Annotated in this window: 20 protein-coding genes; 7 read left to right on the top strand and 13 right to left on the bottom strand. The window is 35.5% G+C overall.

The features are described 5' to 3' along the window. Nucleotides 1-12 precede the first annotated feature (12 nt). Nucleotides 13-909 carry a F0F1 ATP synthase subunit gamma gene (locus AAC084_RS13970; protein ID WP_339840829.1) on the top strand — a complete coding sequence of 299 codons (897 nt, stop codon included), beginning with the start codon at nucleotides 13-15 and terminating at the stop codon, nucleotides 907-909. A gap of 89 nt (nucleotides 910-998) precedes the next feature. On the opposite strand, the gene AAC084_RS13965 is transcribed toward AAC084_RS13970, so the two are convergent. From AAC084_RS13965 to AAC084_RS13915, 11 genes are all read right to left on the bottom strand, one after another. Continuing rightward, nucleotides 999-2,114: an ABC transporter permease gene (locus AAC084_RS13965; protein ID WP_339840828.1), complete on the bottom strand. Its 1,116-nt coding sequence runs from the start codon at nucleotides 2,112-2,114 to the stop codon at nucleotides 999-1,001. A gap of 25 nt (nucleotides 2,115-2,139) precedes the next feature. Then, entirely contained in the window at nucleotides 2,140-3,255 is a 1,116-nt protein-coding gene (locus AAC084_RS13960; RefSeq protein WP_339840827.1) for an ABC transporter permease, read from the bottom strand. Between the two features lie 35 nt (nucleotides 3,256-3,290). After that, entirely contained in the window at nucleotides 3,291-4,058 is a 768-nt protein-coding gene (locus tag AAC084_RS13955) for an ABC transporter ATP-binding protein (protein ID WP_339840826.1), read from the bottom strand. After that, complete coding sequence (locus AAC084_RS13950) at nucleotides 4,045-4,977, bottom strand: ABC transporter ATP-binding protein (RefSeq protein WP_339840824.1); 933 nt, start codon at nucleotides 4,975-4,977, stop codon at nucleotides 4,045-4,047. Before AAC084_RS13950 ends, AAC084_RS13955 begins: the two co-directional genes overlap by 14 nt. A gap of 45 nt (nucleotides 4,978-5,022) precedes the next feature. After that, nucleotides 5,023-5,925: an HlyD family efflux transporter periplasmic adaptor subunit gene (locus AAC084_RS13945; protein ID WP_339840823.1), complete on the bottom strand. Its 903-nt coding sequence runs from the start codon at nucleotides 5,923-5,925 to the stop codon at nucleotides 5,023-5,025. Between the two features lie 17 nt (nucleotides 5,926-5,942). Then, nucleotides 5,943-7,214, bottom strand: coding sequence for a TolC family protein (locus tag AAC084_RS13940; protein WP_339840822.1), 1,272 nt, complete (start codon nucleotides 7,212-7,214; stop codon nucleotides 5,943-5,945). Between the two features lie 536 nt (nucleotides 7,215-7,750). Further along, the gene (locus AAC084_RS13935) at nucleotides 7,751-8,203 is read right to left on the bottom strand and encodes a pyridoxamine 5'-phosphate oxidase family protein (RefSeq protein WP_339840821.1); all 453 of its coding nucleotides are present in this window, start codon (nucleotides 8,201-8,203) and stop codon (nucleotides 7,751-7,753) included. Nucleotides 8,204-8,296: 93 nt separating this feature from the next. Further along, nucleotides 8,297-9,568 carry a phosphopyruvate hydratase gene (gene eno, locus AAC084_RS13930; protein WP_339840820.1) on the bottom strand — a complete coding sequence of 424 codons (1,272 nt, stop codon included), beginning with the start codon at nucleotides 9,566-9,568 and terminating at the stop codon, nucleotides 8,297-8,299. A 266-nt stretch (nucleotides 9,569-9,834) separates the two neighbouring features. After that, nucleotides 9,835-10,815 (bottom strand): MlaD family protein, encoded by a 981-nt coding sequence (locus AAC084_RS13925; RefSeq protein WP_339840819.1) that lies wholly within the window; start codon nucleotides 10,813-10,815, stop codon nucleotides 9,835-9,837. 3 nt (nucleotides 10,816-10,818) lie between these two features. After that, entirely contained in the window at nucleotides 10,819-11,574 is a 756-nt protein-coding gene (locus AAC084_RS13920) for an ATP-binding cassette domain-containing protein (protein WP_339840818.1), read from the bottom strand. A gap of 26 nt (nucleotides 11,575-11,600) precedes the next feature. Next, complete coding sequence (locus tag AAC084_RS13915) at nucleotides 11,601-12,377, bottom strand: ABC transporter permease (protein WP_339840817.1); 777 nt, start codon at nucleotides 12,375-12,377, stop codon at nucleotides 11,601-11,603. Between the two features lie 196 nt (nucleotides 12,378-12,573). On the opposite strand from AAC084_RS13915, the gene clcA reads away from it, so the two are divergent. From clcA to AAC084_RS13895, 4 genes are all read left to right on the top strand, one after another. Further along, nucleotides 12,574-13,905, top strand: a complete 1,332-nt coding sequence (gene clcA, locus AAC084_RS13910; RefSeq protein WP_339840816.1) for a H(+)/Cl(-) exchange transporter ClcA — start codon at nucleotides 12,574-12,576, stop codon at nucleotides 13,903-13,905. A gap of 204 nt (nucleotides 13,906-14,109) precedes the next feature. Beyond that, nucleotides 14,110-14,637, top strand: a complete 528-nt coding sequence (locus AAC084_RS13905) for a general stress protein (RefSeq protein ID WP_339840814.1) — start codon at nucleotides 14,110-14,112, stop codon at nucleotides 14,635-14,637. A gap of 49 nt (nucleotides 14,638-14,686) precedes the next feature. Further along, nucleotides 14,687-15,220 carry a hypothetical protein gene (locus AAC084_RS13900; protein ID WP_339840813.1) on the top strand — a complete coding sequence of 178 codons (534 nt, stop codon included), beginning with the start codon at nucleotides 14,687-14,689 and terminating at the stop codon, nucleotides 15,218-15,220. Between the two features lie 526 nt (nucleotides 15,221-15,746). Then, nucleotides 15,747-16,523 carry a M90 family metallopeptidase gene (locus AAC084_RS13895; protein WP_339840812.1) on the top strand — a complete coding sequence of 259 codons (777 nt, stop codon included), beginning with the start codon at nucleotides 15,747-15,749 and terminating at the stop codon, nucleotides 16,521-16,523. 148 nt (nucleotides 16,524-16,671) lie between these two features. On the opposite strand, the gene AAC084_RS13890 is transcribed toward AAC084_RS13895, so the two are convergent. After that, nucleotides 16,672-19,044 carry a glycoside hydrolase family 15 protein gene (locus AAC084_RS13890; protein WP_339840811.1) on the bottom strand — a complete coding sequence of 791 codons (2,373 nt, stop codon included), beginning with the start codon at nucleotides 19,042-19,044 and terminating at the stop codon, nucleotides 16,672-16,674. Between the two features lie 477 nt (nucleotides 19,045-19,521). Between AAC084_RS13890 and AAC084_RS13885 the strand changes: the two genes are divergently transcribed. After that, the gene (locus AAC084_RS13885) at nucleotides 19,522-20,001 is read left to right on the top strand and encodes a T9SS type A sorting domain-containing protein (protein ID WP_339840810.1); all 480 of its coding nucleotides are present in this window, start codon (nucleotides 19,522-19,524) and stop codon (nucleotides 19,999-20,001) included. Between the two features lie 4 nt (nucleotides 20,002-20,005). Continuing rightward, nucleotides 20,006-22,639 carry a hypothetical protein gene (locus tag AAC084_RS13880; RefSeq protein ID WP_339840808.1) on the top strand — a complete coding sequence of 878 codons (2,634 nt, stop codon included), beginning with the start codon at nucleotides 20,006-20,008 and terminating at the stop codon, nucleotides 22,637-22,639. Between the two features lie 757 nt (nucleotides 22,640-23,396). Here AAC084_RS13880 and AAC084_RS13875 read toward each other — a convergent pair. Further along, a complete protein-coding gene (locus AAC084_RS13875) occupies nucleotides 23,397-24,821 on the bottom strand; it encodes a hypothetical protein (RefSeq protein WP_339840807.1) in 1,425 nt (474 codons plus the stop codon). Nucleotides 24,822-25,145: the final 324 nt, after the last annotated feature.

The following is a 25,145-nucleotide window of genomic DNA, read 5'->3' as shown; positions in this document are numbered from 1 at the left end:
AAAATAATAGCTATGGATTCGCTAGAAAGCTTAACAAGACAAATTAACGGAGCCAAAGATCTAGACTCCATAGTGCGTACCATGAAGGCTATGGCTGCTGCTAATATTGGACAATATGAAAGAGCCATGGAATCGTTGGATGATTATTGGACTAATGTATCTTTAGGACTAGTTGCCTATTTAAAAGATTTTGGGTTAGATACCTCGGATACTAAAAAGAACGGCAACACCAAAAAAGGAGAAAAATCTATTTGCGCTATTGTTTTTGGATCAGATCAAGGTTTTGTTGGGCAGTTTAATGATTCCCTTTCGCAATATGTGCAAGATTCTTTAGCAACTCATGATGGTAAATTAGAAATCTGGACAGTTGGTGTCCGGGTACCTTTATTGTTAGCGGATATGGGGATGACAGTGACCAAAGAATTTGATCTTCCAAATTCTATTAATGCCATTACAGCGCTTATTGGATCAATTTTAGTTCAAGTAGAGGAAAACCAAGAAAACGGATCTATAGATGAGTACTACCTTTTTCATAATCATTTAGTGGACGAAGGCACATACGAACAAGAAAAATTAAGATTGTTTCCCCTAGATGTAAGATGGCGCAAAGAAAAAGCAAAATTAAAATGGCCTACCCAAAAACAACCCGAAGTTATAGGTGATAGCACTAAGCTTATACGTAGTTTAATAAGAGAGTATCTCTTTGTTACACTCTATAAAACGTGTACAGAATCATTAGCTAGTGAAAATTTAAGTAGGTTAAATGCTATGCAACGTGCAGAGAAAAATATTGAAGAATTGTTAGATGAGATAGGGCATACTTATCACAGATTAAGACAGAGCTCCATAGATGAAGAACTTTTTGATGTGGTCTCTGGTTTTACTGCTTTAAAGAAAGATATATATTAATCTCGTTTTATAAAATCAAAAAATAAAGGCTATCGTAACTCACGATAGCCTTTATTTTTTATTCATACTTTCTATTTTAAAAACGTATTTTAATTCTTCTTATTAAAAATCCAGAGTGAAACTGCTAAAGTAGCAAAGGTTAATCCAGATACTTTTAACAGGTCAGGTAAGATATCCTTTATGCCACTACCTTTAGTGATTACCAAGTGAATCATTCGGGAATAATAGGCTTGTGGATTTAATTCGGCCATTGCCTTACCCCATGAAGGCATATTGTCAATGGGAGTTATAAAATCTCCAAAAATCACAAATATCATGATGATGAAAAAGGTGAAGAACATAGCTTGTTGCTGGGTATTGGAAACAACAGAAATTAATACGCCTACTGCCAAAAGTAAGAACATTACAACACCCGATAAAAAGAAAACAAGCCATAAGCTTCCTACTACAGGTACATGAAATACAAGTCGACTTAATATTAAACCGATGCCTAGTAGCACAATATTGATGATCCAAACAGGAATAATTTTTCCCATAATAAAATGAGTCTTTCTCATTGGGGTCACATTCAATTGTTCCATCGTGCCAATTTCTTTTTCCTTTACAATATTCATTGCTGACAATAATATTGTAATCATAACTACCATGGCTACGCACATTGCAGGCACCATGATGTACTGACTAATAAGTGCTCTGTTATACCAGTAAGAATATGGAATACTAACTGTTGCTGCTTTATTTGTTAGGCTTTTTGTACCCCATTTTATTGCTACATCTTTATTTACCGTACCTATGATTTCACTTGAATAAGCATAGGTAAGACTGGCAGTAATAGCGTCAATGGCATTAGTAACTAACTGAACTTTACTGCTATGTTCTTTGATTAGTTTTTTCTCAAAATTTGGAGGAAAATGTACAATTAGATTAATGTTTTTGTACTCCATAACTTTAAAAGCTTCATCCATGGTTAGAGCAGCTCCTCTTATATCAAAGAAATCTGAACCCTCCATTTTAGAAATGATTTCTCTAGAGGTAGATGATAAATCTTCATCAACTACATAAACACTCGCATAATTAATGTCTCCACCAGCTGTACCTAATAAAAGAACCTGTATAAACGGTTGAGACAAAATAATTAGTACCAACAGAGGATTCCTGAAAATCTGGATAAATTCTTTAACTATGATGAATCTTATGATACGCATCTGTCTGTATTTTAAATATTAGTTATTATTGGAGTCTTGGTTTAAACCGTATTACACTCCAGAAATAAAACACCATTACCATTATTACCAGTATCGAAGTTTCAAACAAAAGACTATCTGCTTTAGCACCTTGAAGTAAGATGCCTTTGCTTATAATGTTAAACCAAGTTGCGGGCAATAATTTCCCTAACCATTGTAAAACCACAGGTAGACTGTCTGTGGGGAATGTCATTCCTGATAATACTTCTGTGGGTAACATTAATAAGGTCATGGTAATCATCATAGCAGTTAGCTGTGAATTTGCGAAAGTTGATATCAACAAACCCAAGGCAAGAGCTGTAAGAATGTAGAGAACAGTATTGAGTAACAAAAGACCTATACTCCCTGAAATGGGTACTTCAAACACATATTTTGCTGCCCAAATAATAGATAAGGCGCTAATGAAAGAGGTTATTAGATAGGGGATTATTTTAGCGAACATGATTAGAAACCTATTTATAGGTGTACTTAATAGTAATTCTAATGTTCCTAATTCCTTTTCTTTAGTAATTGATAACGAGGTCATTAATGCGCCAACCAGTAAAATAACGGTAGACATAATACCAGGTACGGTCATATATCTACCATTAAGATTCTTATTGTACATCATACGTACTGTAGGTATAATATAATAACCAGCTCCGCTCGGCGGATTTTTGCTTGCAATATGTTTATTGATAATGATTTTACCGTATGAGATAAGGCTAGGGGAGGTCAAAATCTTAGATCCATCAGCTATCAATTGTATTTGTGCATGACCTTCATGGTGTAGTTTATAACCAAAGTCTTTATCAAAAACAAAGGCCATACGTATACTGCCTTTTTTAAATTCTTCATCAATTTCTTCAGAAGTATCTAGATATTTTGCCAATTTGAAAAATTCAGAAGTGCTTATTAAATTGATCAATTCTTTAGAATCGTGGTCCTTGGCATGATCTACAATTGCAATATTTGCATCTTTGATTTCCATTGTCATAACAGAACCAAATAGTAGCACCAAGATTATGGGTATGCCCAATAGCATCGTTAAGGAACGCCAATCTCTTAAAATATGGAGAAACTCCTTACGAACAAGTCCTTTGAATATCTTGAAATTTTTCATTTTACTTTTTTATAACTTCAATGACTTAAGCCAGATCAGCTTGCAGTGATTGCATGTTCTTTTTCATAACCTCTTGCCAAATGGAGAAATACCTCTCCCATTGTTTCAAGTTTATATTCATCTTTTAAGTTTTGGGGCGTATCTACTTTTATCATTTTTCCGGCGACCATCATTGAAATTCTATTGCAATATTCGGCCTCATCCATATTATGGGTAGTTACTAAAACGGTTACACCACCTTCTGCAGTTTCATAGATCATTTCCCAAAACTGTCTTCTTATAGCTGGGTCAACCCCACTAGTTGGTTCATCTAAGAAGATTACATCGGGCTTATGCATCAAAGCAGTACAGAATGCCAATTTTTGTTTCCAACCCAATGGCAGAGAGCTTACCCGCTCTTTTTCAATGTGTTCCATTCCAAAATGGGTTAGTAATTCTTTGGTGCGATTTCTAATTTCTTTATTTGTAAGACCGTAGATTCCACCAAAAAAACGCATATTTTCTTTTGCTGTCAAATCATCATATAAAGAGAATTTTTGACTCATGTAGCCGATGTGGTTTTTAAGCTTTCTAGAATTTTTAAATATATCGTAGCCTGCTACTTGACCTTTACCACTGGTAGGTTCCAAAACTCCAATAAGCATACGCATAGCAGTAGTTTTACCAGCACCATTAGCTCCTAAAAAACCGAATATTTCACCTTTTTTTACATTGAATGTAATTTTATCGACTGCTACAAAATCATCGAATTTCTTAGTCAGATTTTCAACAATAATACTATATGCTGTTTCAGACTTGCTCATAGGTTTTATTTTTAGAGGTAAGTGACATATAGCAATCTTCAACGCTTGCTTTTATCTGCTTTATTTCTACATTGACTGTATCATTATTTTCTAAATAAGATTTTATTTCTGATGGATCAATTGTATCACGTTGGTCTGTATAATGTACCCAATCACCAAAAGGATAAACAGAATTTGCATGCTCATAAGCCTTTAGCTTTTTAATTATTTTAAAGGAATTTCCAGAACGTATGGCATACAAAGGCTTCTTAAAATCTGAGATGAGTCCGTCAGGACTATTTGTAGCCAATATTTTACCATGATCCATTAGTGATATACGATCGCAGAGAAGCGCCTCTTCCATATATGCTGTAGAAACCAAAATGGTGATATTATCTTTCTTTAGACTTTGAAGCATATCCCAAAGGTCTTGTCTAGAAACGGGGTCTACACCTCTTGTAGGCTCATCTAAAAACAATACTTTAGGCTTGTGAATCAAAGCACATGAAAGTGCTAATTTTTGTTTCATGCCGCCAGAGAGTTTACCAGCTCTTCGTTTTTTAAAAGGCTCGATCTGCTTATATATATCTTTAATGAGGTCGTAGTTCTCTTCTAATGTTGTTCCAAAAATGGAAGCATAAAAATTAAGATTCTCTTCAACCGTTAAATCTTGATACAGCGAAAATTTACCAGGCATATACCCAATTTGTCGGCGTATATTTTGGTACTGTTTTACAACATCCATCCCTTCTATTTCAGCAGTACCACTATTTGCCAATAGTAGCGTGCCTAGAATCTTGATAAGACTGGTTTTTCCAGCACCGTCAGGACCTATAAGTCCAAACAATTCACCTTTTTCAACTTTTAAAGAAACAGCGTCTAATGCTTTGACCTTACCATAATTCATTACAATATTTTCTGCTGAAATTGAAGTCATCATGTCTTAGTGTTTTTATTAGATTTATCTACTCTAGATCAATCATTTCTATTCAGAAGTATTCATGAAATTTATTTCTCCTGGCATACCTATTTTCAAGAAGCCATCGTTTTGTACAAGTACCTTAACTGCATATACCATATCAACCCTTTCATCTTTTGTCTGAACAATTTTTGGGGTAAACTCTGCCTCAGAAGCAACCCATTTTATAGTACCCTTTAAAGCTCGGTTTTTCTTTTTTGTGTCATCAATCAACACTTCTACTTCTTGCCCTATTTTTATGTGAGAAAGTTGGTCACCACTCACATAAACTTTGAGTGTAATTTCGTCAAGTCCTGCAATTTTATATAGGGGAGTTCCATAACCGGCCAACTCCATTTCTTCCGAATACTTTGTAAGGACTGTCCCAGAAACAGGGTTCATTATTAGACTTTTGTTTATTTGATCATTAATCAAATCTATTTGTCTTTCTATAGGCTCTATTTGGCTCAAGATTCCTCTATTACTGGTTTCTAACTTATTGCGGGCTGCTTCTATCTCGCGGTCCACCACCTCTATATTTCCAGTTATATTATCCAACTCTTTTTGGGTAGCTGCCTCATCCTTTAACATATGTTCTACTCTTCGTTTTTCACGTAGAATGTTGTTTTTCTGTTCTCTATAAATATTCAATTGACTTTGAACATCTAAGGTTTGGGCTGAGACAGAATTGATACTGGCAATGAGCTGTTTTTTTTTAAGGGATAGTTGCATGGTATCTATATACCCTACAATAGTACCCGCCAGTATTTGCTCTCCTTCCTTTACATTAAAAGAAAGTATTTTGCCTTGACCTTCTGAGCCAACAATTACTTCATCAGCTTCAAAATTGCCATATGCGTCCGATAATTTTTCACCGGAGCAGCCTATTAGGCCAAAGCATAGAATGACAACACTTATGTAATATTTCATTTGTATAGATTTAGTTGTTATAAATTTCCTTTAGTGGTCAGGTAATTAATTTCTGACTGTATTTTTTGAATACCATGTATTTGAAGATTCAATTGAGCCTCCGTTCTTTTATTAACCTCTATAATGTATTCTGTAGAAGTAATTACCCCGTTTTGAAACTGGGAATAACTTTTTTTAACGATATCTTCTTGTAGTTCTAATATCTTTTGGTCCTTTTCAATAAGTTGTTTGTACGTTTCAATATTAGATTTGTCACGGATAGATGCTATATTGATTTTCTTTTCAAAGTCTTCTTTTTTACTAGAAAGAATGTCTTTGTTGATTTCTAGCACTTTCTTTTTGCGGGATGTTTGTTTCCAATCCCAAAAATTCCATTTCAATCGTGCCCCAACAACATAATATTCTGTGGCATCTACTTCAAAATAATTTAAAGGATTAGGGCTCCCAATACCCAACTGGGCTATGCCAGATAGATTAGGTAAAACTTGAGCGTTTAATACTTTTTTTTGAGATTCAAGATTATCTTCCATCAAATCAAAATATTCCTGTTCTGGTCTATTTATATCCTTGATAAAATCTTGTTCAGCTATTAAGGGTAAAGTAAATTCAGTATTTGGAGGTATAGTTTCTCCAATCCAATCACTTAGCATATTAATCACTGCTTTACGACCTAATTGTACTTCTAAAATTTGTTGTTGAATACGTAAAATTTGCTGATTAAGAATATCGGCGTGACTCTTAAGCATAGCACCATTTTCTACTTGAGACATTATTTTTTCAAGTTGTTTTTGCAATTCATCAACAACAGTTCCCAATAATTTTTCATTCTCTTGATATACTATGGCATTGAAATAAAGTGTATTTATCATTCCCTTTATCTCAAACAAATCAACCTCCATTCCCTTTACGTTGGCGGCCATTTGTGCTTCCTGCATTTTTTTGGCGTTTTTCACATAACCTCCATCATAAATTTTTTGAGATACATCTAGTGTTAAGGTGTATTGATTTTTAGGAATTTCTGCGATATTTAAACCAGGAATATCTATTCCAATATCCATTACATCCGACAAGTAATTATATTCGCCGTTTAAACGCGATTGCGGAAGGTTTAAACTATTCAAACTTTTGATATTTAAACTTGCTTCGGATTTATATAATAATTCTTGTTTTTTAATAGGACTAAGAGATCGAGCTCTTTCTTGACAGTAGTCTAAATCTAAAGTTTGAGAATAGGCCGAACTTATTGGTAAGAGCATTATAACTAATAAAATTATGTAGTGATGTTTCATTTTATATTGACTTTTTGATACATACCGCTTTTTTAGAAAACAGCCTTAATTTTATACAAAACTAGATTGTTGTTATATTGGAATTCATGATTCAAATCATATATTAGAATATTGTTTGAAAAAAATTAGAATATCGAAGATTTGCTATACCTACAGTACAATAACAACCTATCACTTTTTCACTTTTATATCTTTTTTGAATATCTCTTTGTTACGCGCTATAAGATTTGTGCGGAATCATTCGTTGTGAAAATTAAAATCAGAGGAAAGGCATGTAATGTGCAGAGAAGAATTACTTGGTGATATTGGGTATACATATCGCCGTTTGAGACAAAGTTCAATAGATGAAGAACTTTTTGATATGGTCTCGTATTTTACGGCTTTAAAGAAAGTAAAATATTAGGAGTGGGTATATTATAAACTAAAAACTGTTTTAAAATGAGTCACGACGTTTAGTACCGTAACAAATTTTAAAACAGTTTTAGATATTTATCAGCATCAAGAATTAGTTCTCAATTTGATTGTTGATATTTTTTTTATGTCTCACGGCGCTTACCGGTAATCTCAAGAATATTAATTTTATAAACAATAGGATTCCCTCTAGTATATGATTTACTTGAAAACTCATTAATAAACTCAGGGTTTTTATGTTCTTTCCGTTTTATAATCGCTTTTATACCTTCTGAAAATTGATGTAATTTTTGCTTGGCAGTACTGCCATCAAGCTCCTCAAAAGTACCATGGATGAGAGCAGATTCCCAATTCACCATAGATTGTATTTGTTCCACAACAACTGAAACTGACGTGTTTTTTCGCATAGCATCTATTTTGTGTCCTTCTGCGGTATAGCTAATGATGCTATTGTCCTCTTCATCAAAAAAGTAGGTTATAGGTATTACATAAGGTTTTCCGCCTGCAATATAGGCCAAGTGTCCAGTGTAATTGTTTCTAAGAACATTGGTACTTTCACTAATGGATATGTCCGTCATAATTCTAATTTATTATAAAAATGCATGTTCTAAACTATTAAAAACACAAAATTCTTCCTAAGAAAAACTTCTTGGTTAAGATAAGACAATTATTTATTTCCAGCGATATTCTGAACGCCCTTTAAGCTCGTGTTCTATCTCTAACAAACGGTTGTATTTGGCAACGCGTTCACCTCTACATGCTGAACCTGCTTTTAAATGTCCACCATCCATAGCCACAGAAAAATCTGCTAAAAAAGAATCTTCAGTTTCTCCTGAGCGGTGAGAGAGAAAATACCGCCAACCTGCTTCACGACACATTCGCACCGCTTCTATAGTTTCTGTAACCGATCCAATCTGATTTAATTTAATAAGCGCTGAATTAGCAGTTTTCTCGCTAATTCCTCTACTAATATATTTTCTATTGGTAACAAAAATATCATCACCGACTACTTCTATTTTATCTCCAAATTTTTTAGTGAATTTTGAAAATCCGTCCCAATCACCTTCAGAAAGTGGGTCTTCCCATGAGATGATAGGATATTTTTTTAACCATTCGCCAGACAGGTTTATAAGATCATCAGTTGTCATTTTACCAGCACCGGACTTGGTAAGGTCGTACTTGTTATCCAAATTCGGAGAAAAAGAATTGGCCGCACTATCAATGGCAACGGATAAATCTATACCAGGTTGGTATCCTGTTTGTTCAATAGCTTGGATAATATATTCTATAGCAATTTCATTGCTTGCGCAATTGGGTGCGAATCCACCTTCATCACCAACACTTGTTGCAAGTCCTTTATCTTTCAATATTTTTTTGAGTACATGAAAAGTTTCTGCAACGTAGCGAAGCCCTTCCTTAAAATTTGGAGCTCCGTGCGGTACGAGCATAAATTCCTGAAAATCTACACTATTATCTGCATGTTCACCACCGTTAAGAATGTTCATGCAAGGCACGGGAATACGTAAGGTGTTTGGTCCTCCTAAATACCGATATAACGGAAGATTAGATGATACGGCCGCGGCTTTAGCGACTGCCATAGAAACACCTAAAATAGCATTGGCTCCAAGCCTAGATTTATTATCTGTACCATCTAACTCAATCATGGTGTAATCAATATCTTTTTGGTCAATCGCATGTTTTCCTATAAGGGTTTCAGCTATCTTTTTATTAACGTTTTCTACGGCTTTTTGTACGCCTTTACCATTATAACGTTTTTCGTCATCACGCAGCTCTAACGCCTCGTTTAGACCGGTTGATGCGCCTGAAGGTACAGATGCGGAAGTTTTGGTTCCATCTCCTAAGGTTACATATGCCTTTAGAGTAGGGTTTCCTCGAGAGTCTAATATCTCGAGAGCCGATATAGATGTTATTTTTGAATTCATTTTATTGAATTTATAGCATTACTTTATTCCTTTAACTTTAAAGAATATTCTCTTTTACTGACATACCTTAAAAACCTTTTGTTTGAGCAATAAATAATCAGTTTATAAAAATAGAATCTGAGGAGAATACTCCATGTAATAAATGAGGAGGAGCTTTTTTCTTGTCACTATTGTTTTACGGGTATGAAGGTATTGTAGTATTCAAAAGCAGGACATGATACAAATCAGGAATACAAGTATTTAAAGCGGAATGTTCTTAATATTCGTTACTCTTTTTGGTCTTTTTCTTTCTGCTTTTCTTGCTTTCTAAAATATCCACGGGTCAAGAAATTATGTTTTAATGCTTCCATGTTTTCGTTAAATTTTAGTACGCCTTCATCTACATTTTTCATTGAATTTTGAAGCTGATTAACCAAAGTGGTATCTGTAGATAGATAGTTAATGGCTCCATCACCATTGTTAATACGGCCAACAACAGCGTTGAGGTTTTTAGCTGTTTTTTCAATTTCTATTGAGGAGTTTTCAAGATGTGTGAGTACGTTTCGAATTTTGGTTCCGGAGAGTGAATCACCTAATAAAGCTCCTGCTACACTTTCTTTGGAGTTAAAATGTGAAACCAGTTCATTTAGTTTTCGCATGGTTTCTTGAGCGTCATTAGTAGTGTATTCCAGATTAATCAACGTTTGACTTAAATTATGGCCCATAATCGTATCATTTAGCAAGCGGCCCAATGTACCTTTACCATCATTTATAGAACGTGTAATAATTAAAAGTTGCTCTGTTAATACTGCAGCATTTTCGTTGGTTACGTTTAACGTATTCATCATATCTGATGTAGCTATGTTGCTGAAAGATTTAATTTCATCACCAGGTTTAACATAGGGGGCTTCGCCTATACCAGGAGCAATATTAATAATCATACTCCCTACCAAACCATCTGATCCTATATTGGCAACAGAATTATTTTTAATATGTTTCTGCATTTTATTTTCAATGAGCATACCTACTTGAATGGTGGTGTCATTGATCATTTCAATATCTTTTACCGTACCAATACTAATACCTGAATAACGAACATTGTTACCTTTTTGGAGACCACGTATGTTGTTAAAAGTAACGTTGATGGTAAAGGTGTTACCGAACATGTTCTGTTTGTTCCCAATCATATAAATGACAAATATTAACAATACCGATCCTATGAGAACAAATACCCCTAATCTGAATTTTTCCGATGCTGATTTTTCCATAATCTATTTTTTAAAAAAGGCCTCTACTTTTGGGTCGTTTGATTGTATCAAATCTGAGTATTTACCCTCGGCATAATTTATACCATCTACCAATAAAATCATCCGATCAGAAATGACTCGTGCACAATCCATATCATGTGTAATAATTAATGAAGATGTACCATATTTTACTTGTATATTCCGCATCAACTCAATAATTTCCTTTGATGTAATTGGGTCTAAACCGGTGGTAGGTTCATCATAGAGAATGATTTTAGGTTTTAGAATGAGTGTACGGGCCAAAGCAATTCTACGTTGCATTCCACCAGATAATTCTTCGGGCATGAGATCAATTGTATGTGCGAGACCAACACTTTCCAGAGCATCGGTTACAAGTGGGGTAGTATCCTTTAATTTACCAAATTTTTCTCTGTGACGCCGCATTGGGAATTCTAAATTTTCCCGTACAGTCATTGAATCATAAAGAGCACTCCCTTGAAATAAAAACCCGATATCAGATCTTAGTTCGTCCAAAGTTTCCCTATCTAAGTTTTTTATTTCTTTTCCCAAAACAGAAATATAACCACTATCCGGTTGAATTAAACCTACTAGACATTTTATCATGACGGATTTTCCTGAGCCGGACTTACCCATAACTACAAGATTTTCACCCTTGTACAACTTCATATGAAATCCGTTGAGCACTTTATTGTCGCCAAACGTTTTATAGAGATCTTTGATTTCTATAATGACTTCCTTTTGGTCAGTGGTCTGTTCCATTACCTGTATGTTTTTTTCATTTTTCATCATACATCAAAAAAAATGTTAGATATAAAAACCGCCACAAAGTCTATGAGGAATAAAAGTAGAGAGGTCATTACTACTGCCGTATTTGCTGCTATACCGACACCTGCTGTTCCTTTTTTACTGTAATACCCTTTAAAACAACCCACTAAGCCAATGGCAAAACCAAAGAAGAAGGTTTTAATAATAGCAGGTATTAAATCTGTATAAGAAAGGGCGTCAAAAATTGTATTGAAATAAAGTTGAAAGGAAACGTTTCCCTTTATGTTTTCAATTAAAGCCGAACCAAAAAGAGCTACAGCATCGCTTACAATCACGAGTAACGGAAGCATTAATATAGCTGCCATAACCCTAGTAACCACTAAATATTTAAAGGGGTTGGTACCAGACACCTCCATAGCATCAATCTGTTCGGTAACCCGCATCGATCCCAATTCTGCACCTATTCCTGAAGAGATACGTCCTGCACAAACCAAAGCCGTTATAACAGGACCTAACTCCCGTACTATGGAAATACCCACCATATTGGGCATCCAAGAAACAGCACCAAATTGAACCATTGTCGGCCGTGATTGTAAATCTAAAACCAACCCAATAATGAAACCAGTAACCAAAACCAAGGTTAGTGATCTATAACCAATCTGATAGCATTGCCGTAAGAATTCGTTGAATTCAAAAGGTGGCCGTAACGCCTCTTTAAAAAAGCGACCTGCAAAATAAGAGAGTTCTCCGATTTCGGTCAGCGATTGCTTTATCTTTTTTGGAGTCTTGAATTTCAATTCTATTTTTTGAATTTGTAGCAGTTAGCAACTACAAATCTAAAGGACTTATGACATAGATGGAATGACTTACGTCATATCAAAATAAATAAATGATTAATGTTTTTAACAACTGACTTGTGTCATTCTTGATGCAGGGTGCACTCTTTAATTTTGTAATACCATAATGAAATAGGAAACACTTTAAGTATAACCAATGAATAATAAAAAAATTACAAGCCTCATCAATAGGCTAGTAAATCTAGATGTTGGTAATTATAGGCTTTTGACAAATGCACTTTTTGTTGGGGTGGTTACAGGTTTTTTAAGTTCTCTTTTTAGGCTAATTCTTATTCGTTTAGCCACGCTTAGAACAACTTTTCATATAGGTTTTATTGATCAAGAATTACAAGATTGGGCTTGGCCTATACTTTTTACTTTTGTAGGTATTTGGTTTTCAATTTTTCTGGTGAAAAAATACGCACCTGAAACCGCAGGTAGTGGAATACAAGAAATTGAAGGTGCTCTAGATGGCTTAAGGCCTGTTAGGTGGCGAAAGGTTATACCTGTTAAATTTATTGCTTCAATATTCTCATTATGTAGTGGGTTATTATTAGGTCGTGAAGGGCCAACCGTTCAGATTGGTGCCAACGTGGGCAAGATGGCTGAAGATATTTTCAACCAACCTGCAGAAGAGGATAATCCATTAATCAGTGCTGGAGCGGCATCTGGGTTGGCAAGTGCTTTTAACGCTCCTTTTGCAGGTATCATTTTTGTTATTGAAGAGATGAACGGCCATTTTAAGTTTAATTTTTATTCGTTAGCAGCGCTTATGATCGGCGCCGGTTCTGCGGATATGGTAGTACGATTGTTGGTTGGGAGTGGACCTATACTTAAAACAACAATATTCACTTTCGAAGATTTATCGGGTATATGGTTGTTTGTATTGTTGGGAATCGTACTTAGCGTTGTCGGAATTATGTTTAATAAATTATTGATTGGATCTTTAGATTTATTTAAAAAACTGAAGGTAAGCTATGTCACCATTGCGCTGTGTTTGGCTTTTATCATTACTGCGGTAGGGTTGTATTCAGAAGATATGATTGGAGCAGGTTACAGTACCATTTCACACGTTTATAATAGTTCTTTTACGTTGAAATTTCTTCTAGCGTTATTTATTGTCCGTTTTATTCTTTCTGTTCTTAGTTACGGCTCAGGAGTACCAGGAGGTATTTTTACTCCTTTAATAACCTTAGGGGTAATTTTAGGGATGCTCTTTGGTGGTGTAGCGCAACATTTTTTCCCAGACCTTGTACCTGATCCAGCTATTTTTGGTGTTGCAGGTATGGCGGGCATCTTTGCCTCAACCATAAGGGCTCCACTTACGGGTTTGGCTCTATCGGTAGAAATGACGGCAAATTATGAGTTGATATTGCCATTGATTTTCACTGCGGTTACGGCTTCCGTCTGTACAACAATGCTAGGTAATGCACCAATATATTCCATATTACTTAAACGAATTTTGAATAAGGGAGAGATCACCCATTAGAAAGTGTGGACCAAAAATTTCTAAATAAAATCTTGTTTTTTAGGCTCTTATCAATCTTAAAAATAAATAGCTGTCTCGTTAAAAAAAGATTAAAACTGGGGTAACTGATCTAGGTCAGTCTTTTGACCTTTTGATCAAGATAATTTTAACCTATCAAAAGATGATAAGCATTTGAAGTTTAATTAATAATTAAATAAGAATCATATGAAAAATGGAGTAACAGTCGCTATATGCGATTCGCATCAGAAAGCCGAAAAAGTGGTCAAAGAACTACAAGAGTCAGGCTTCGACATGAAAAAACTTTCAATCGTTGGTAAAGATTATCACGAAGAAGACAAAGTTATCGGTTTTTATAACACTGGTGACAGAATGAAAAACTGGGGGTCGGCAGGTGCTTTCTGGGGAGGTATTTGGGGACTTGTTTTTGGCTCAGGCTTTTTTCTAATACCTGGTGTCGGACCGGTAATGTTAGCAGGCCCAATTGTAGCATCATTAATTGGTGGTCTTGAAGGTGCTGTTGTTGTAGGTGGATTGTCTGCACTAGGTGGTGCACTTTTTGGTATTGGAATACCAAAAAACAGTGTTCTACAATATGAGACCGCTATAAAGGCTGATAATTTTTTGGTTATTGCACATGGTACCGAAGAAGAGTTGGCGCGTGCAAAGAAAATTATGTCAGATTCATCTGCCTCAGAAGTGAATGTACATTCTGAAGAAACCGTGATGTCTTAAGCAATCGAATTAATTTTTTTTACTGAATATTATAATTTATAATTTAAACATGAAAACAGCAATTTTAAGTGCAGTACTTATCGGATTGGCGTTCCAATCAAATGCACAAGACATGCTCTTTAGAGCCAAATTACAGGTTAAAGAAGTACCTGAGTTAGTAGTAACAGCATTGGAAGAAGATTTTCCTAATTATTCGATTATTGAATATAATGCAATACCCGTAGAATATGTAGAGGGAGATGTTTACATAAACCCAAATATAGATTCTAATGCCGATTACGATACCTTTCAAATAGTCATGAAAGAAAAAGGGAAAGAATTGACAGCCACTTATGATAGAAATGGTGAACTTATTAAAATTACAGAGCATTTTAAAAATGTACCGCTACCTTATTCTGTAAGTAAGTCTATAGCCAAAGAATATCCCAATTGGAAATTCGAAAAAGATTCTTATGATATGGTACAAATAGGAAATGACAAAGCTAAAAAGCGATATAGAGTGGTGTTAGAGAATCATGGTAAAAAGATTCATGTTCATACAAGTGCAAAAGGTAAAATTTTAAATCATCACAAGAGAGCTTAACGTTAGAATAATACCATTGGTTTATTAGGCGGATGGTATTTTTTAATTGGTTGGTTTTTGATGTAACAGGCAGTGATAGATATGGGTGACATCTATGACTGTCTGTTTTTATTTTAATAAGATTGAAAGACAAAATCGATGAGGTGTGTATAATGTAATTTGACAGATGGATTTATTTTTAATTATTAGTATTCTCATGATAATGGTGCCCATTTTTGCATACCTCAATTCTCGGTTTATAAAATTACAGACTATACCATAGTTGGTGAAAGTCTTTTTAATGATGGAGTAGTAGTGGTTGTTTTTCTAACTTTATTACATTTTGCAAAAGTTTCATAAGATTATATTGTTCCTGTTAATTACCTAGTGGTGACTTTTTCTATTATCGTACAAGGTTTAGCGCTAGAGTTAGTAATTGCTCGTTTAACAATGTAAGAATTACCATAACTTATACAATGTTTGGTGTATATAATAAACAGAAGTCAAATTCTTTGTCAATGCTTTTTTAAACTTCTTAACTTTGACTATGTCCAATAATTTCTATATTTTTTTTCCACTTTTGCTTTTTGTCCTACTTATTGTTTGGCGGATTTGGTTCTATAAGAAAACCATTAATCTGAAGGACTTTAATCCAGAATGGCGAAATATTCTTAATAAAGAAGTATCGTTTTATGCAGATTTATCTCCGACTGATAAGTTACGTTTTGAACAAGAAATTCTATACTTTTTTGACGATGTAACTATTACAGGAGTAGAAATTGAAATTGATGATACCGATCACTTGTTAGTAGGAGCAAGTGCAGTAATACCCCTGTTTGGATTTCCTGAATTACGCTACCGAAATATTAATGAGGTATTGTTATACGAAGGAAGTTTTAATGATGAAAACCAGACTGAAGGGGATGGACGTAATATTTTAGGAAAAGTAGGTTCTGGTAACATGAACCGCTTAATGATTTTGTCTCTTCCAGCCCTACATGCAGGATTTGAAAATGAAAATTCAACCAGCAACGTTGGTATTCATGAATTCGTTCACTTGATAGATAAGGCCGATGGTGCTGTTGATGGTATTCCTGAAAGTCTTATGCAAAAACAATATGTTGCCCCTTGGTTAAAATTGATGCACAAGGAAATTGATGATATTAGAGAAAGTAAATCTGACATTAATCCTTACGGCGCAACTAACGAAGGAGAATTTCTGAGTGTAGCCAGCGAATACTTCTTCAGTAACCCAGAGACATTTCATAAAAAACACCCAGAACTTTATAATTTAATGGTGAAGATGTATCGGCATCACTCCTGATAAAAATTATATTTCTGTACTTTTCTTACTGTTTATTAATACTTAAAAACAGGCAACAGAGGTGATTATTACGTTATATTACCAGCTTTTCTAAAGTTAAATTCAGAGACTATATTGGTTGATGAAGCAATTAATAAACAGCGTACCATTATTCATTAACTACGATGACTGAATAATTTTTTCCTTCCCATTTGTCTATTTCTTTCCAATAAAATGTAAACTCTATTTTAGTAGCATCTTCTTCTTTTGGCTTAATGTCAGTGATAAATACTCCAAAATTCAAATTCTTAGACGCTGTTTTAAACGTTGTTTTCCAATCGTCATCTGTCCAAAGAACGGTGCATTCGGCTAAGGTTTCAATTCGTAATGATTTTCCTTTCGGTAATGTTCTTGAACCATTATCAAAGCGCCATATCGTATTATCTGACTTTTTTTTATTCTTTAGATATCGTTCGTGGGTTTCAATGGGCATATCAAAAACCTTTTTATGTTCTATTGAAATACATAGTTTAATGTATTCTGCATGTGCCCATGTCAGTGGCATTGCGGATCCTGTATGTTCACCATTGCGTAATCCTTTTTCTGGAATATCATCTTCATCCCATATTTGTTCAGGTATTAAACCATGGTTTGCAAAAACCTCCATCGCTTTTAAGCGTTTATTAGCTGACTCTATATTACCTGCCGCTATTTCATAATGACCCCTTTCTCCTGTTAACAATGGCCATGCACGACCTTTGCCGGTGCCATCATAAGGATCGCCATTTTCTTGTTCCCCATAACCATCATTATTGTAGCGGTACCAGCAATCGCCATTTGAGGTTGCAACCTTTAATTCAGCATCTATGATTTTTAGTGTGTTCAGTATTTTAGGATCGTCAGCAGCTCTTAGGCCAAATCTGACCAATGCCAATGCGTCTACACTAATTAGTTCATTTATGTTTGTTTTTCCATGGTCAGAATGATGATTTTTTAAATTTATAGTTCTATTGCCTAATTCAGATGCGGGAATATCTGAAAATGGATTTATACGAATATAATATCCATCTACATCATGTTTTTGGGCTAGGGGAGTTCCGGTAACATATGTACGGTATTCTATAGTATCGTTCCAACTATCAGCAGTATCGCGGCAATATATTGCAAAATCTTTATCACCGTTTATTTCTGCGAGTTCGGCTCCGGCCAAGAGAGCCGCAATTTCTGTTGCCATGGTAAAAGGCGAAAATCCACTTTCTTCTTCCCAACGGTCTTGATCTGTAAAGGGCCCGTTTACCAATAGAAACGTGATAGCTTTTTTTGCTAAGGGCCAATACCTTATCATTCTATTATTACTCATGGTATTACGTAAATAACCTTTTAGAATTTCTAAAATTGGTAAAGCAATTTGATCCATTTGCAGACCGTACCAGTTTGGTTCCCCTTGAAGCCACATATTCTGTGGCCAGCTACCATCTGCATTTTGGGTTGACATGAGATAATTTACAATTCGAGATACATCTGCTTTGGTTTCCAGCGCATTGAATCCGCCCGCAGTTTGTACCAAGTCCCTAGGCCATACAACGTGGTACCCGCTTTTGTCAGCGTCACCTTTTGTACCACCCCAAGGAATGGATAAGCTTGCTATAATACCCCCAGGAAAGTTTTTAGCCTCGTGCATGCGTAATATAGCAGCACTCATCTTAAAATTTTCGGCATGTATATTTGGTAAGGTGTTTTGCCACGTTTGCCATTCTTGAATATATTTTCTTTTTGCGGTATCAAAACCATTTAGAATACTTGCTCTTGCATGATTAGCAGCCTCTAAATGGGTTATGCCAAAACTTATTGCCAGAACAAAATCTTTTTCTGAAAGATCAATTTCTCCGGTAAGGGCTATATTCCCTTTTTCAGCACGATCATATTCCCATTCTAATTTTCCGTGTTGGCGTATGTCCCGCCAACCGTCAGATTTACCTACATACCCTACCGAACGTTTCAACCATTTTGAAGAACACGCCATTGCTAATGCAGTGCTTCCGTTCTTAGCGAAAAGCATTTCTACACCTTTGTATTCGCCTAACCACCCTGTGTTGTTACCGCCTTCATTATTTAAATGCGGGGCAAGTAATGCAAAAAGGCGTAACGGGAGGTTAGGGTCTTTTTGGTCAAAAACTATATGTTGTAGAATAGTGTTCCTAAAAGGGTCGACAATAACCTCTTTTGTAATCTGAAATTTTCCAAATTTATCTGTATTTACTATACGATACGCCGGAATGCCATCTTTAAGTGTTTCTATAAAGTGTTCCGTATCTCTTTTCTCTTCCGAAAAGAATTCATGCCCATCGGTAACTACAAAACCCATATCGCGAATACTGGCAATATCTTCTCGCGGATAGTATGCTTCATTAAGAATACCATGACTTAGAGTAAAAGTAACATCGGATGCGGAATTAAGTGCCTTACCAATTCCCGATTTGGTGCTAGAAGTCCATCTGGCATCTATGCCTGGTGCGCCAGGCGCCTCTAATTTTTGAGACATATTTTTAATTATAATTTCCTAAATCGAGTTTAATCCTTTTTTGATGCTTTTTTATAGCATGTATTTTGATATTATCGACAATCGTTAAAAAGGGGAAAGTTACTTCTTGTGTAGGGGTTGGGATATGACTTGCGTCAGTTGTACCCGTACTTATTTTAATTACTCAGAATTTAGAATATTATGGTGTTTTAAAATCGATTTTTTGTTGTTTCGATAGTGTTTAATTATTGAGTAAATACGATCTATTATCTGATAATTAATCTAGCTTGATCTACAATCTAGTGGACTTTAATTAAATTTTGAGTAATCTGACAACTGGCTACTTTCCAACTTTAATATTATAGACTTCAAGAAATAAAGAGGTCATCTTTCCTAAGAAATAAAGACGATTGATTTTTCAATTCATTGGGGCAAAATAATTTTTCAAAGCTGTTAACCTTTCAGCTTAAAAGAACATTAATCTTTAAAAGATCAAAAATGAAAGAAAAAGCAATCCTCGTTTGTCTATTATTTATTGCCACATTTTCTTTTGCTCAGTCAATAGGGCGTAGTGTAATTAGTAGCGTAGGTGGTATAATGAACAGTAGCGATATTACCGTAAGTTTTACTATCGGCGAGCCTGTTGTTGGTTTGGTAGCAAATAATAATTCTGTTGATCAAGGTTTTTGGGCCGGTAACGGTATTCTGATAATTCCTTTAAATATTGAAGAGGAAGATGATATTATAGTGTACCCCAATCCTGTAATAGAACACGTGGTAGTTGCCGCTCCTAAGAGTAATATATATGGAATAGAACTTTTTGCGGTTAATGGACAAAGGGTGTCTTTACAAATAATTGAAGCTGAAAAAACAGAATACGAGATAGATATGACGTATTTCTCCAATGGGGTCTATGTTTTAAAACTCTACTTAGAAGGGGGCTTAGAAACTCAAGAATATAAATTGATAAAAAAATAGAACTATGAAAAAAAACTACCTATCTATGCTTTTTATAGTAGCTTTTATGTACTGTGGTACATGTATGCTACAGGCACAGCAGAAGAATTATATCAACTACCAAGGTGTGGCGCGTAATTCAGAAAACGATTTAATGGATGAAGAGACCATAGAAATTGGTATTGCCTTAAAATTCGGAAGTTCAGAAGGAGTCGCGCTATACCAAGAAAGTCATTCTATTACTACGGATGCTAACGGAGTTTTTAATATACATATTGGTAATGGAAGCGTTAGTAGTGGTGATTATTCAAGGTTACCTTGGGGAGAGGCTACTTTTGTGGCAGTTTCGTTTAATGACATTGAGGTAGGAACCACCGAACTCATGGCGGTACCTTATGCAATGGCTTCGGGTAATCAACAATGGCTAGCAAATGGTAATGATATTGAAAATAAGAATACAGGTGAGGTCAAGATAAATAGTGACTTTCGGGTGGTAGGCGGATTTAATTTAAACTCAGGAAATCAGGTTGATGAAATATCAGATGATGGTGACCTGTTAGAAAATAGTACTCGTATTTTACCCACGCAAAGAGCGGTTAAGGCCTATGTTGATAACCGACTGATTAGTGGAGGAGATGCACAAATTGCCTCAGAAGTACCGTATGATAATACGGATTCTGGACTTACCTCAGGGAATGTTCAAGACGCTTTAGATGAGCTTGTAGGTTCTGGCGGAGGTGGTGCTGATGCGGACGCAGACCCAACTAATGAAATTCAAGATATAAGTCTTTCGGGAACGGATTTGAGTATTACAGATGGATCAACGATAGATTTATCTGCTATTATTCCACCTGGTGGCACAGATGACCAAAATGCATCCGAGGTTCCATTTGATAATTCAGGAACAAGTCTTGCAGCAGTTGATACCCAATCAGCTATTGAAGAATTAGCTTCTGGTGGATTGGTAGATACAGATGAACAAAATTTATCCCTTTCAGGAACTATGCTTCAAATAACGGATGGTACCGGGGTTGATTTATCCGCTATTATTCCGCCTGGTGGCACAGATGACCAGAATGCATCCGAGGTTCCTTTTGATAATACAGGAACAAGTCTTGCAGCAGTTGATACTCAGACGGCCATAGAGGAATTAGCTTCTGGCGGTTTGGTAGATACAGATGATCAAGGCCTGGTTTTGATTGGTGACATACTCTCTATAGAAGATGGCAGTGGTTCGGTAGATTTGGGAGATTATGTTGATATAACAATGCGTCACGGCCTTTTAGTTGGCGATGATGGTGTTGTAGATGGCTTAGTAGGCACTGTTGACGGGCAAGTGGCTAAATGGGATGCCGGCTTAGGTAATTGGGTAGCAGGTACAGATGAGGTTGGTGTAGGTGGTGGTACTTTATGGAGTGAGGCCATTGACGGTATTAATTACGATGCGGGCAATGTTACTATTGGTGCACTGTTGCCAGGGCATATTCCTAACGCGTCACAGTATTTAACCGTATCTGGTGGAGTAAGTGATGGTGATTTTGGAGCAATTGAAATAAAGGGTCGTCAAAATATTGATAATAGGCCAATTGGAAGGTTTGGCTTTTTATCAATGAGTTCATTTGGGCCAACTTTTGAAATTGCCCGTATAGAGGCTAGAGTATCAGACGGAGCTCAGTTTTATGGAGACTTAGCTTTTTATACAATGAATGGCACTAGCGGGGCTGATGCAGTACTTGAAGAGCAAATGACGATTAAAAGAACTGGAAATGTGGGAATTGGTACAACTAGCCCAACAACTAAACTTGATGTAGAGGGTGGTATTCGTTCAAGTGATTTAATTGGAACAGGGCAGCGTAATATTGTAGCTGATGCAGACGGTAATCTGATGATTGGTTCTGGCAGCGGCGGTAGTACCTTATGGATTGAAATTGGTGATAATATACATTTTGATTTAGGTAGTGTTGGTATTGGTAACGGAAACCCTGGTGTTGAACCGGGCGCTAGTAAATACTTAACGGTTGCTACAGGTACTAGCCCTGCTGATAATAGCTTTGCCTCAATAGAAATTCAGGGTGGTCAAGGTTCGACTAATAGTCCTATAGGAAGATTAGATTTTATTTCTAATTCTTCTCCTGGTAACTCAGCCATTTCAAGAATTGAAACACGTACAGCAGATGGCGCTCAATTTAGGGGGAATATTGCCTTTTATACAAAGGATGGGGCTAATTATGGTGAAAGTATGTTATTTGAGAGGCTTACCATAAAACATGATGGTAATGTTGGTATTGGAACGATTAACCCTTCTGAAAAACTTGAAGTTAACGGTGATATAAAAACCACAGGAGAGATTCATTCGAATTCAACAGGTATGGCAAATATGATTCCTATTGCCTATGGAAGTGTTAATTCAGCTGGATACACGAATTCAGGGAGCGGTAATTTTTCAGTTAGGCAAACTGGTTTTCCCGGTTGGTTTTCAATCAAAATATTCGATGAGAATTACCACCATGCGACATACACTACAGTCTTAACAATTCGAAGTGCCTCACCTGGCTTTATTTCAAGTAGTTCGGGTGGTGGTGAATTGAGTGTAAGAACATTTAACGCTTCTGGATTAGGAGAAGATTTGTCTTTTACATTTGTAGTGTACAAGAATTGATATTATTGGAAGATCATTTATCAAACCAAAAAAAATATTCAGAACAAACTTATGGGTTTAATTATTTATGTTCAACCACTATAAAACTTAGTCTAATTGTCAACCGAAAATAGGGTCAATAAATATACATAATAACAATTGGTGTTAATTTTTTGTATTCGAAATTGTTGGAGTAATTGATTAAGGAGTCTGGCCTTGGGTTCCCCTAAGGTATACTCAGAGCTGGAGTTTTCTAAACAAATAAGTAGAAATAAAAAAACCTCCTAATAGAAGTAACTATTAAAAGGCTTTAAGTGACCTGGCCGGGGCTCGAACTTTCCGCGCTTAGGTCAATCAGAGTCGAGTACTTGCTAGAAATTACTAATCGTGTTGACGATTTGTGAACTCTTATGAAAAGTATATGTCAAAGTAACTTTCGTTTTACGAATATAGATATTTTGAAATCTTTATCATAGACTATGAATTATTCTCTAAACATTTGTCATTACAAAAGATGTTGTTTGTAAATTTTTTATCACGCTGGTCTTAGGTTCCGCTAGTTTGACTTTTAGCTCCTTTACCAAAGAATAATATTGTGGTAGGTAGTTCACATTCTAAACCTCGTGTGTGTCCATGTTGCTTTGTTGAAGGCAGACTACAAATGCTCCAATAAATTTAATTCTCCGATAACCTAATTATTAAAATATAAGACACGTCCAAAAGGACACCTCCCCCTAAGTAGGTGAAATTCCAATGAGAATAAACTCTGAGTTTGATCTTAGTGGGTCCTAAAATCAACTTCTTGGCGTTCCGCAATCATGACGGGGCTATCCCACATAGGAATGTTTTTAAATAATGTATTCTCACCATTAATTTCCCAATCTGATTTAGCAATTTCATAAACCTTTCCCGTGATAATTTCCACATAAACCGGATCTATGAATGTCTCACCCTTAATACTCAGGGTTATTATATCCCATTTCAGTTCATCATCTGGAATTCGATCCTTATACCATGCCAAAAGAACAGATTTATTATCTTTTTTAAAACCCGCCACTGTTAACTTTCGATAACTGTTTGAGTCGTATTGTAATTCGCCGATTGCAATGACAGAATCATCAAAAAAAGAGGCCATGTGTTGAACACCATAATAAGAAGGCCTTTTGTATATAATGTCATTTAAAAGGTTGGCACGTAACAAACCAAAAGATTGCAACATATTAGGATAATGTAAATCAACCATGGTAAAGATTGAACTTGGAATATTTCGAACCCTATCTCCAGCCATACGTCGCATGAACCATTTTGCCTGACTGATTTCAGTCCAAGGATAATTTGCTAGCGCGTGTGTATATTCAAGTTGAGAAGGGCTCCCGTTCTCTCCCTGGAAAAGTTTAATGTTTGGGTTATATGAATGGGCAAGTGTTTCCAATTTTTCAACTGTTTCATAACTATCATCCGGGTTTCTATTGTATGGATGATACGTTAAGTAGTCTACAAGTTCTACCTTGTTATTCTTTTTTAATATTTCAAACACCTCTTCCGTCCATTTTAAGGGTATTCCTGCTAAAGCAAATCCCAGAATTTTGGCATCAGGTTGTACCTTTTTTATAACTTCTGAAGTTTTAATTAGAAGCGCTGCATAAACTTCAGGAGTATTGCTTTTTTGCCCATTTGGCTCATTCCAGACTTCCCATTCTTTGACAACATTTTTATACCGATTTACAGTAGCTTCCACATACCTCAACCATGCTTCCATTGATTTTGAATCAGTAAATATTTGTGTTCCCAAGCGTATATCAGAACCATATATAGAATTTCCATAGGATAAACTTATCCATGGATCTATTTCCTGTTGTGCCAAACCATACACGTGTTCATCCAACCATTTAAAATCATAAACACCCTTCTTTGTCTCACATTTAGCCCATCCACTCTGCAACCTTGCTCTTTTTACACCTAACTCTTCAACATAGTTTTTATATTTATTGAAATCTGCATAATCTCTGTCGAGTGTTTCGCACCCAATGGACCAAAAAGAAGATTTATTTGTTTCTTTGGATGTTTTAGTATTCAGCCATCCGGTCTGTTTTAAACCTGGCCCTGAATGATTATATAACTCCCATGTGCTGTATTTGTTTTGGGAATTTACAAATCCAATTGACATAATTCCGGTTATTACAATTGATATTATTTTTTTCATGATTTTAAAGAATTTTATACTATTTATCGATTCGCTGAATCTCTACTTTAGTATAGTATAGTGTAGTGTAGTGTTAAATATATAACAAATTTTTAATTCACAAAAATTATTTATGTGAATTATAAGTATAGCTGTATGATAAACCCGACAGTTTTTTCATACTAGATATCTGTAGACCGCGTGGAAGCCTTCAGGTCTGTTCTGCGTGGAATGTTGACATCGTCCAACGCATTCGTCCTTTACAAGGAATCAAACTTGCATAGGGCAATCTTGCTTAAAATATGATGTATATGAAGGGAGTTTTACCAAGAGTGGGCGCCGTAA

Source organism: uncultured Maribacter sp. (assembly GCF_963977385.1).
Lineage (GTDB): Bacteria > Bacteroidota > Bacteroidia > Flavobacteriales > Flavobacteriaceae > Maribacter.
Note: the sequence above shows the minus strand (reverse complement) of the source record. Positions and strands in the feature narration are given on the sequence as shown.

Excerpts from the sequence above, each read along its gene's own strand:
- AAC084_RS13970 (WP_339840829.1), top strand. The coding sequence starts at position 13 with ATGGATTCGCTAGAAAGCTTAACAAGACAAATTAACGGAGCCAAAGAT.
- AAC084_RS13965 (WP_339840828.1), bottom strand. The coding sequence starts at position 2,114 with ATGCGTATCATAAGATTCATCATAGTTAAAGAATTTATCCAGATTTTC.
- AAC084_RS13960 (WP_339840827.1), bottom strand. The coding sequence starts at position 3,255 with ATGAAAAATTTCAAGATATTCAAAGGACTTGTTCGTAAGGAGTTTCTC.
- AAC084_RS13955 (WP_339840826.1), bottom strand. The coding sequence starts at position 4,058 with ATGAGCAAGTCTGAAACAGCATATAGTATTATTGTTGAAAATCTGACT.
- AAC084_RS13950 (WP_339840824.1), bottom strand. The coding sequence starts at position 4,977 with ATGATGACTTCAATTTCAGCAGAAAATATTGTAATGAATTATGGTAAG.
- AAC084_RS13945 (WP_339840823.1), bottom strand. The coding sequence starts at position 5,925 with ATGAAATATTACATAAGTGTTGTCATTCTATGCTTTGGCCTAATAGGC.
- AAC084_RS13940 (WP_339840822.1), bottom strand. The coding sequence starts at position 7,214 with ATGAAACATCACTACATAATTTTATTAGTTATAATGCTCTTACCAATA.
- AAC084_RS13935 (WP_339840821.1), bottom strand. The coding sequence starts at position 8,203 with ATGACGGACATATCCATTAGTGAAAGTACCAATGTTCTTAGAAACAAT.
- eno (WP_339840820.1), bottom strand. The coding sequence starts at position 9,568 with ATGAATTCAAAAATAACATCTATATCGGCTCTCGAGATATTAGACTCT.
- AAC084_RS13925 (WP_339840819.1), bottom strand. The coding sequence starts at position 10,815 with ATGGAAAAATCAGCATCGGAAAAATTCAGATTAGGGGTATTTGTTCTC.
- AAC084_RS13920 (WP_339840818.1), bottom strand. The coding sequence starts at position 11,574 with ATGGAACAGACCACTGACCAAAAGGAAGTCATTATAGAAATCAAAGAT.
- clcA (WP_339840816.1), top strand. The coding sequence starts at position 12,574 with ATGAATAATAAAAAAATTACAAGCCTCATCAATAGGCTAGTAAATCTA.
- AAC084_RS13905 (WP_339840814.1), top strand. The coding sequence starts at position 14,110 with ATGAAAAATGGAGTAACAGTCGCTATATGCGATTCGCATCAGAAAGCC.
- AAC084_RS13900 (WP_339840813.1), top strand. The coding sequence starts at position 14,687 with ATGAAAACAGCAATTTTAAGTGCAGTACTTATCGGATTGGCGTTCCAA.
- AAC084_RS13895 (WP_339840812.1), top strand. The coding sequence starts at position 15,747 with ATGTCCAATAATTTCTATATTTTTTTTCCACTTTTGCTTTTTGTCCTA.
- AAC084_RS13890 (WP_339840811.1), bottom strand. The coding sequence starts at position 19,044 with ATGTCTCAAAAATTAGAGGCGCCTGGCGCACCAGGCATAGATGCCAGA.
- AAC084_RS13885 (WP_339840810.1), top strand. The coding sequence starts at position 19,522 with ATGAAAGAAAAAGCAATCCTCGTTTGTCTATTATTTATTGCCACATTT.
- AAC084_RS13880 (WP_339840808.1), top strand. The coding sequence starts at position 20,006 with ATGAAAAAAAACTACCTATCTATGCTTTTTATAGTAGCTTTTATGTAC.
- AAC084_RS13875 (WP_339840807.1), bottom strand. The coding sequence starts at position 24,821 with ATGAAAAAAATAATATCAATTGTAATAACCGGAATTATGTCAATTGGA.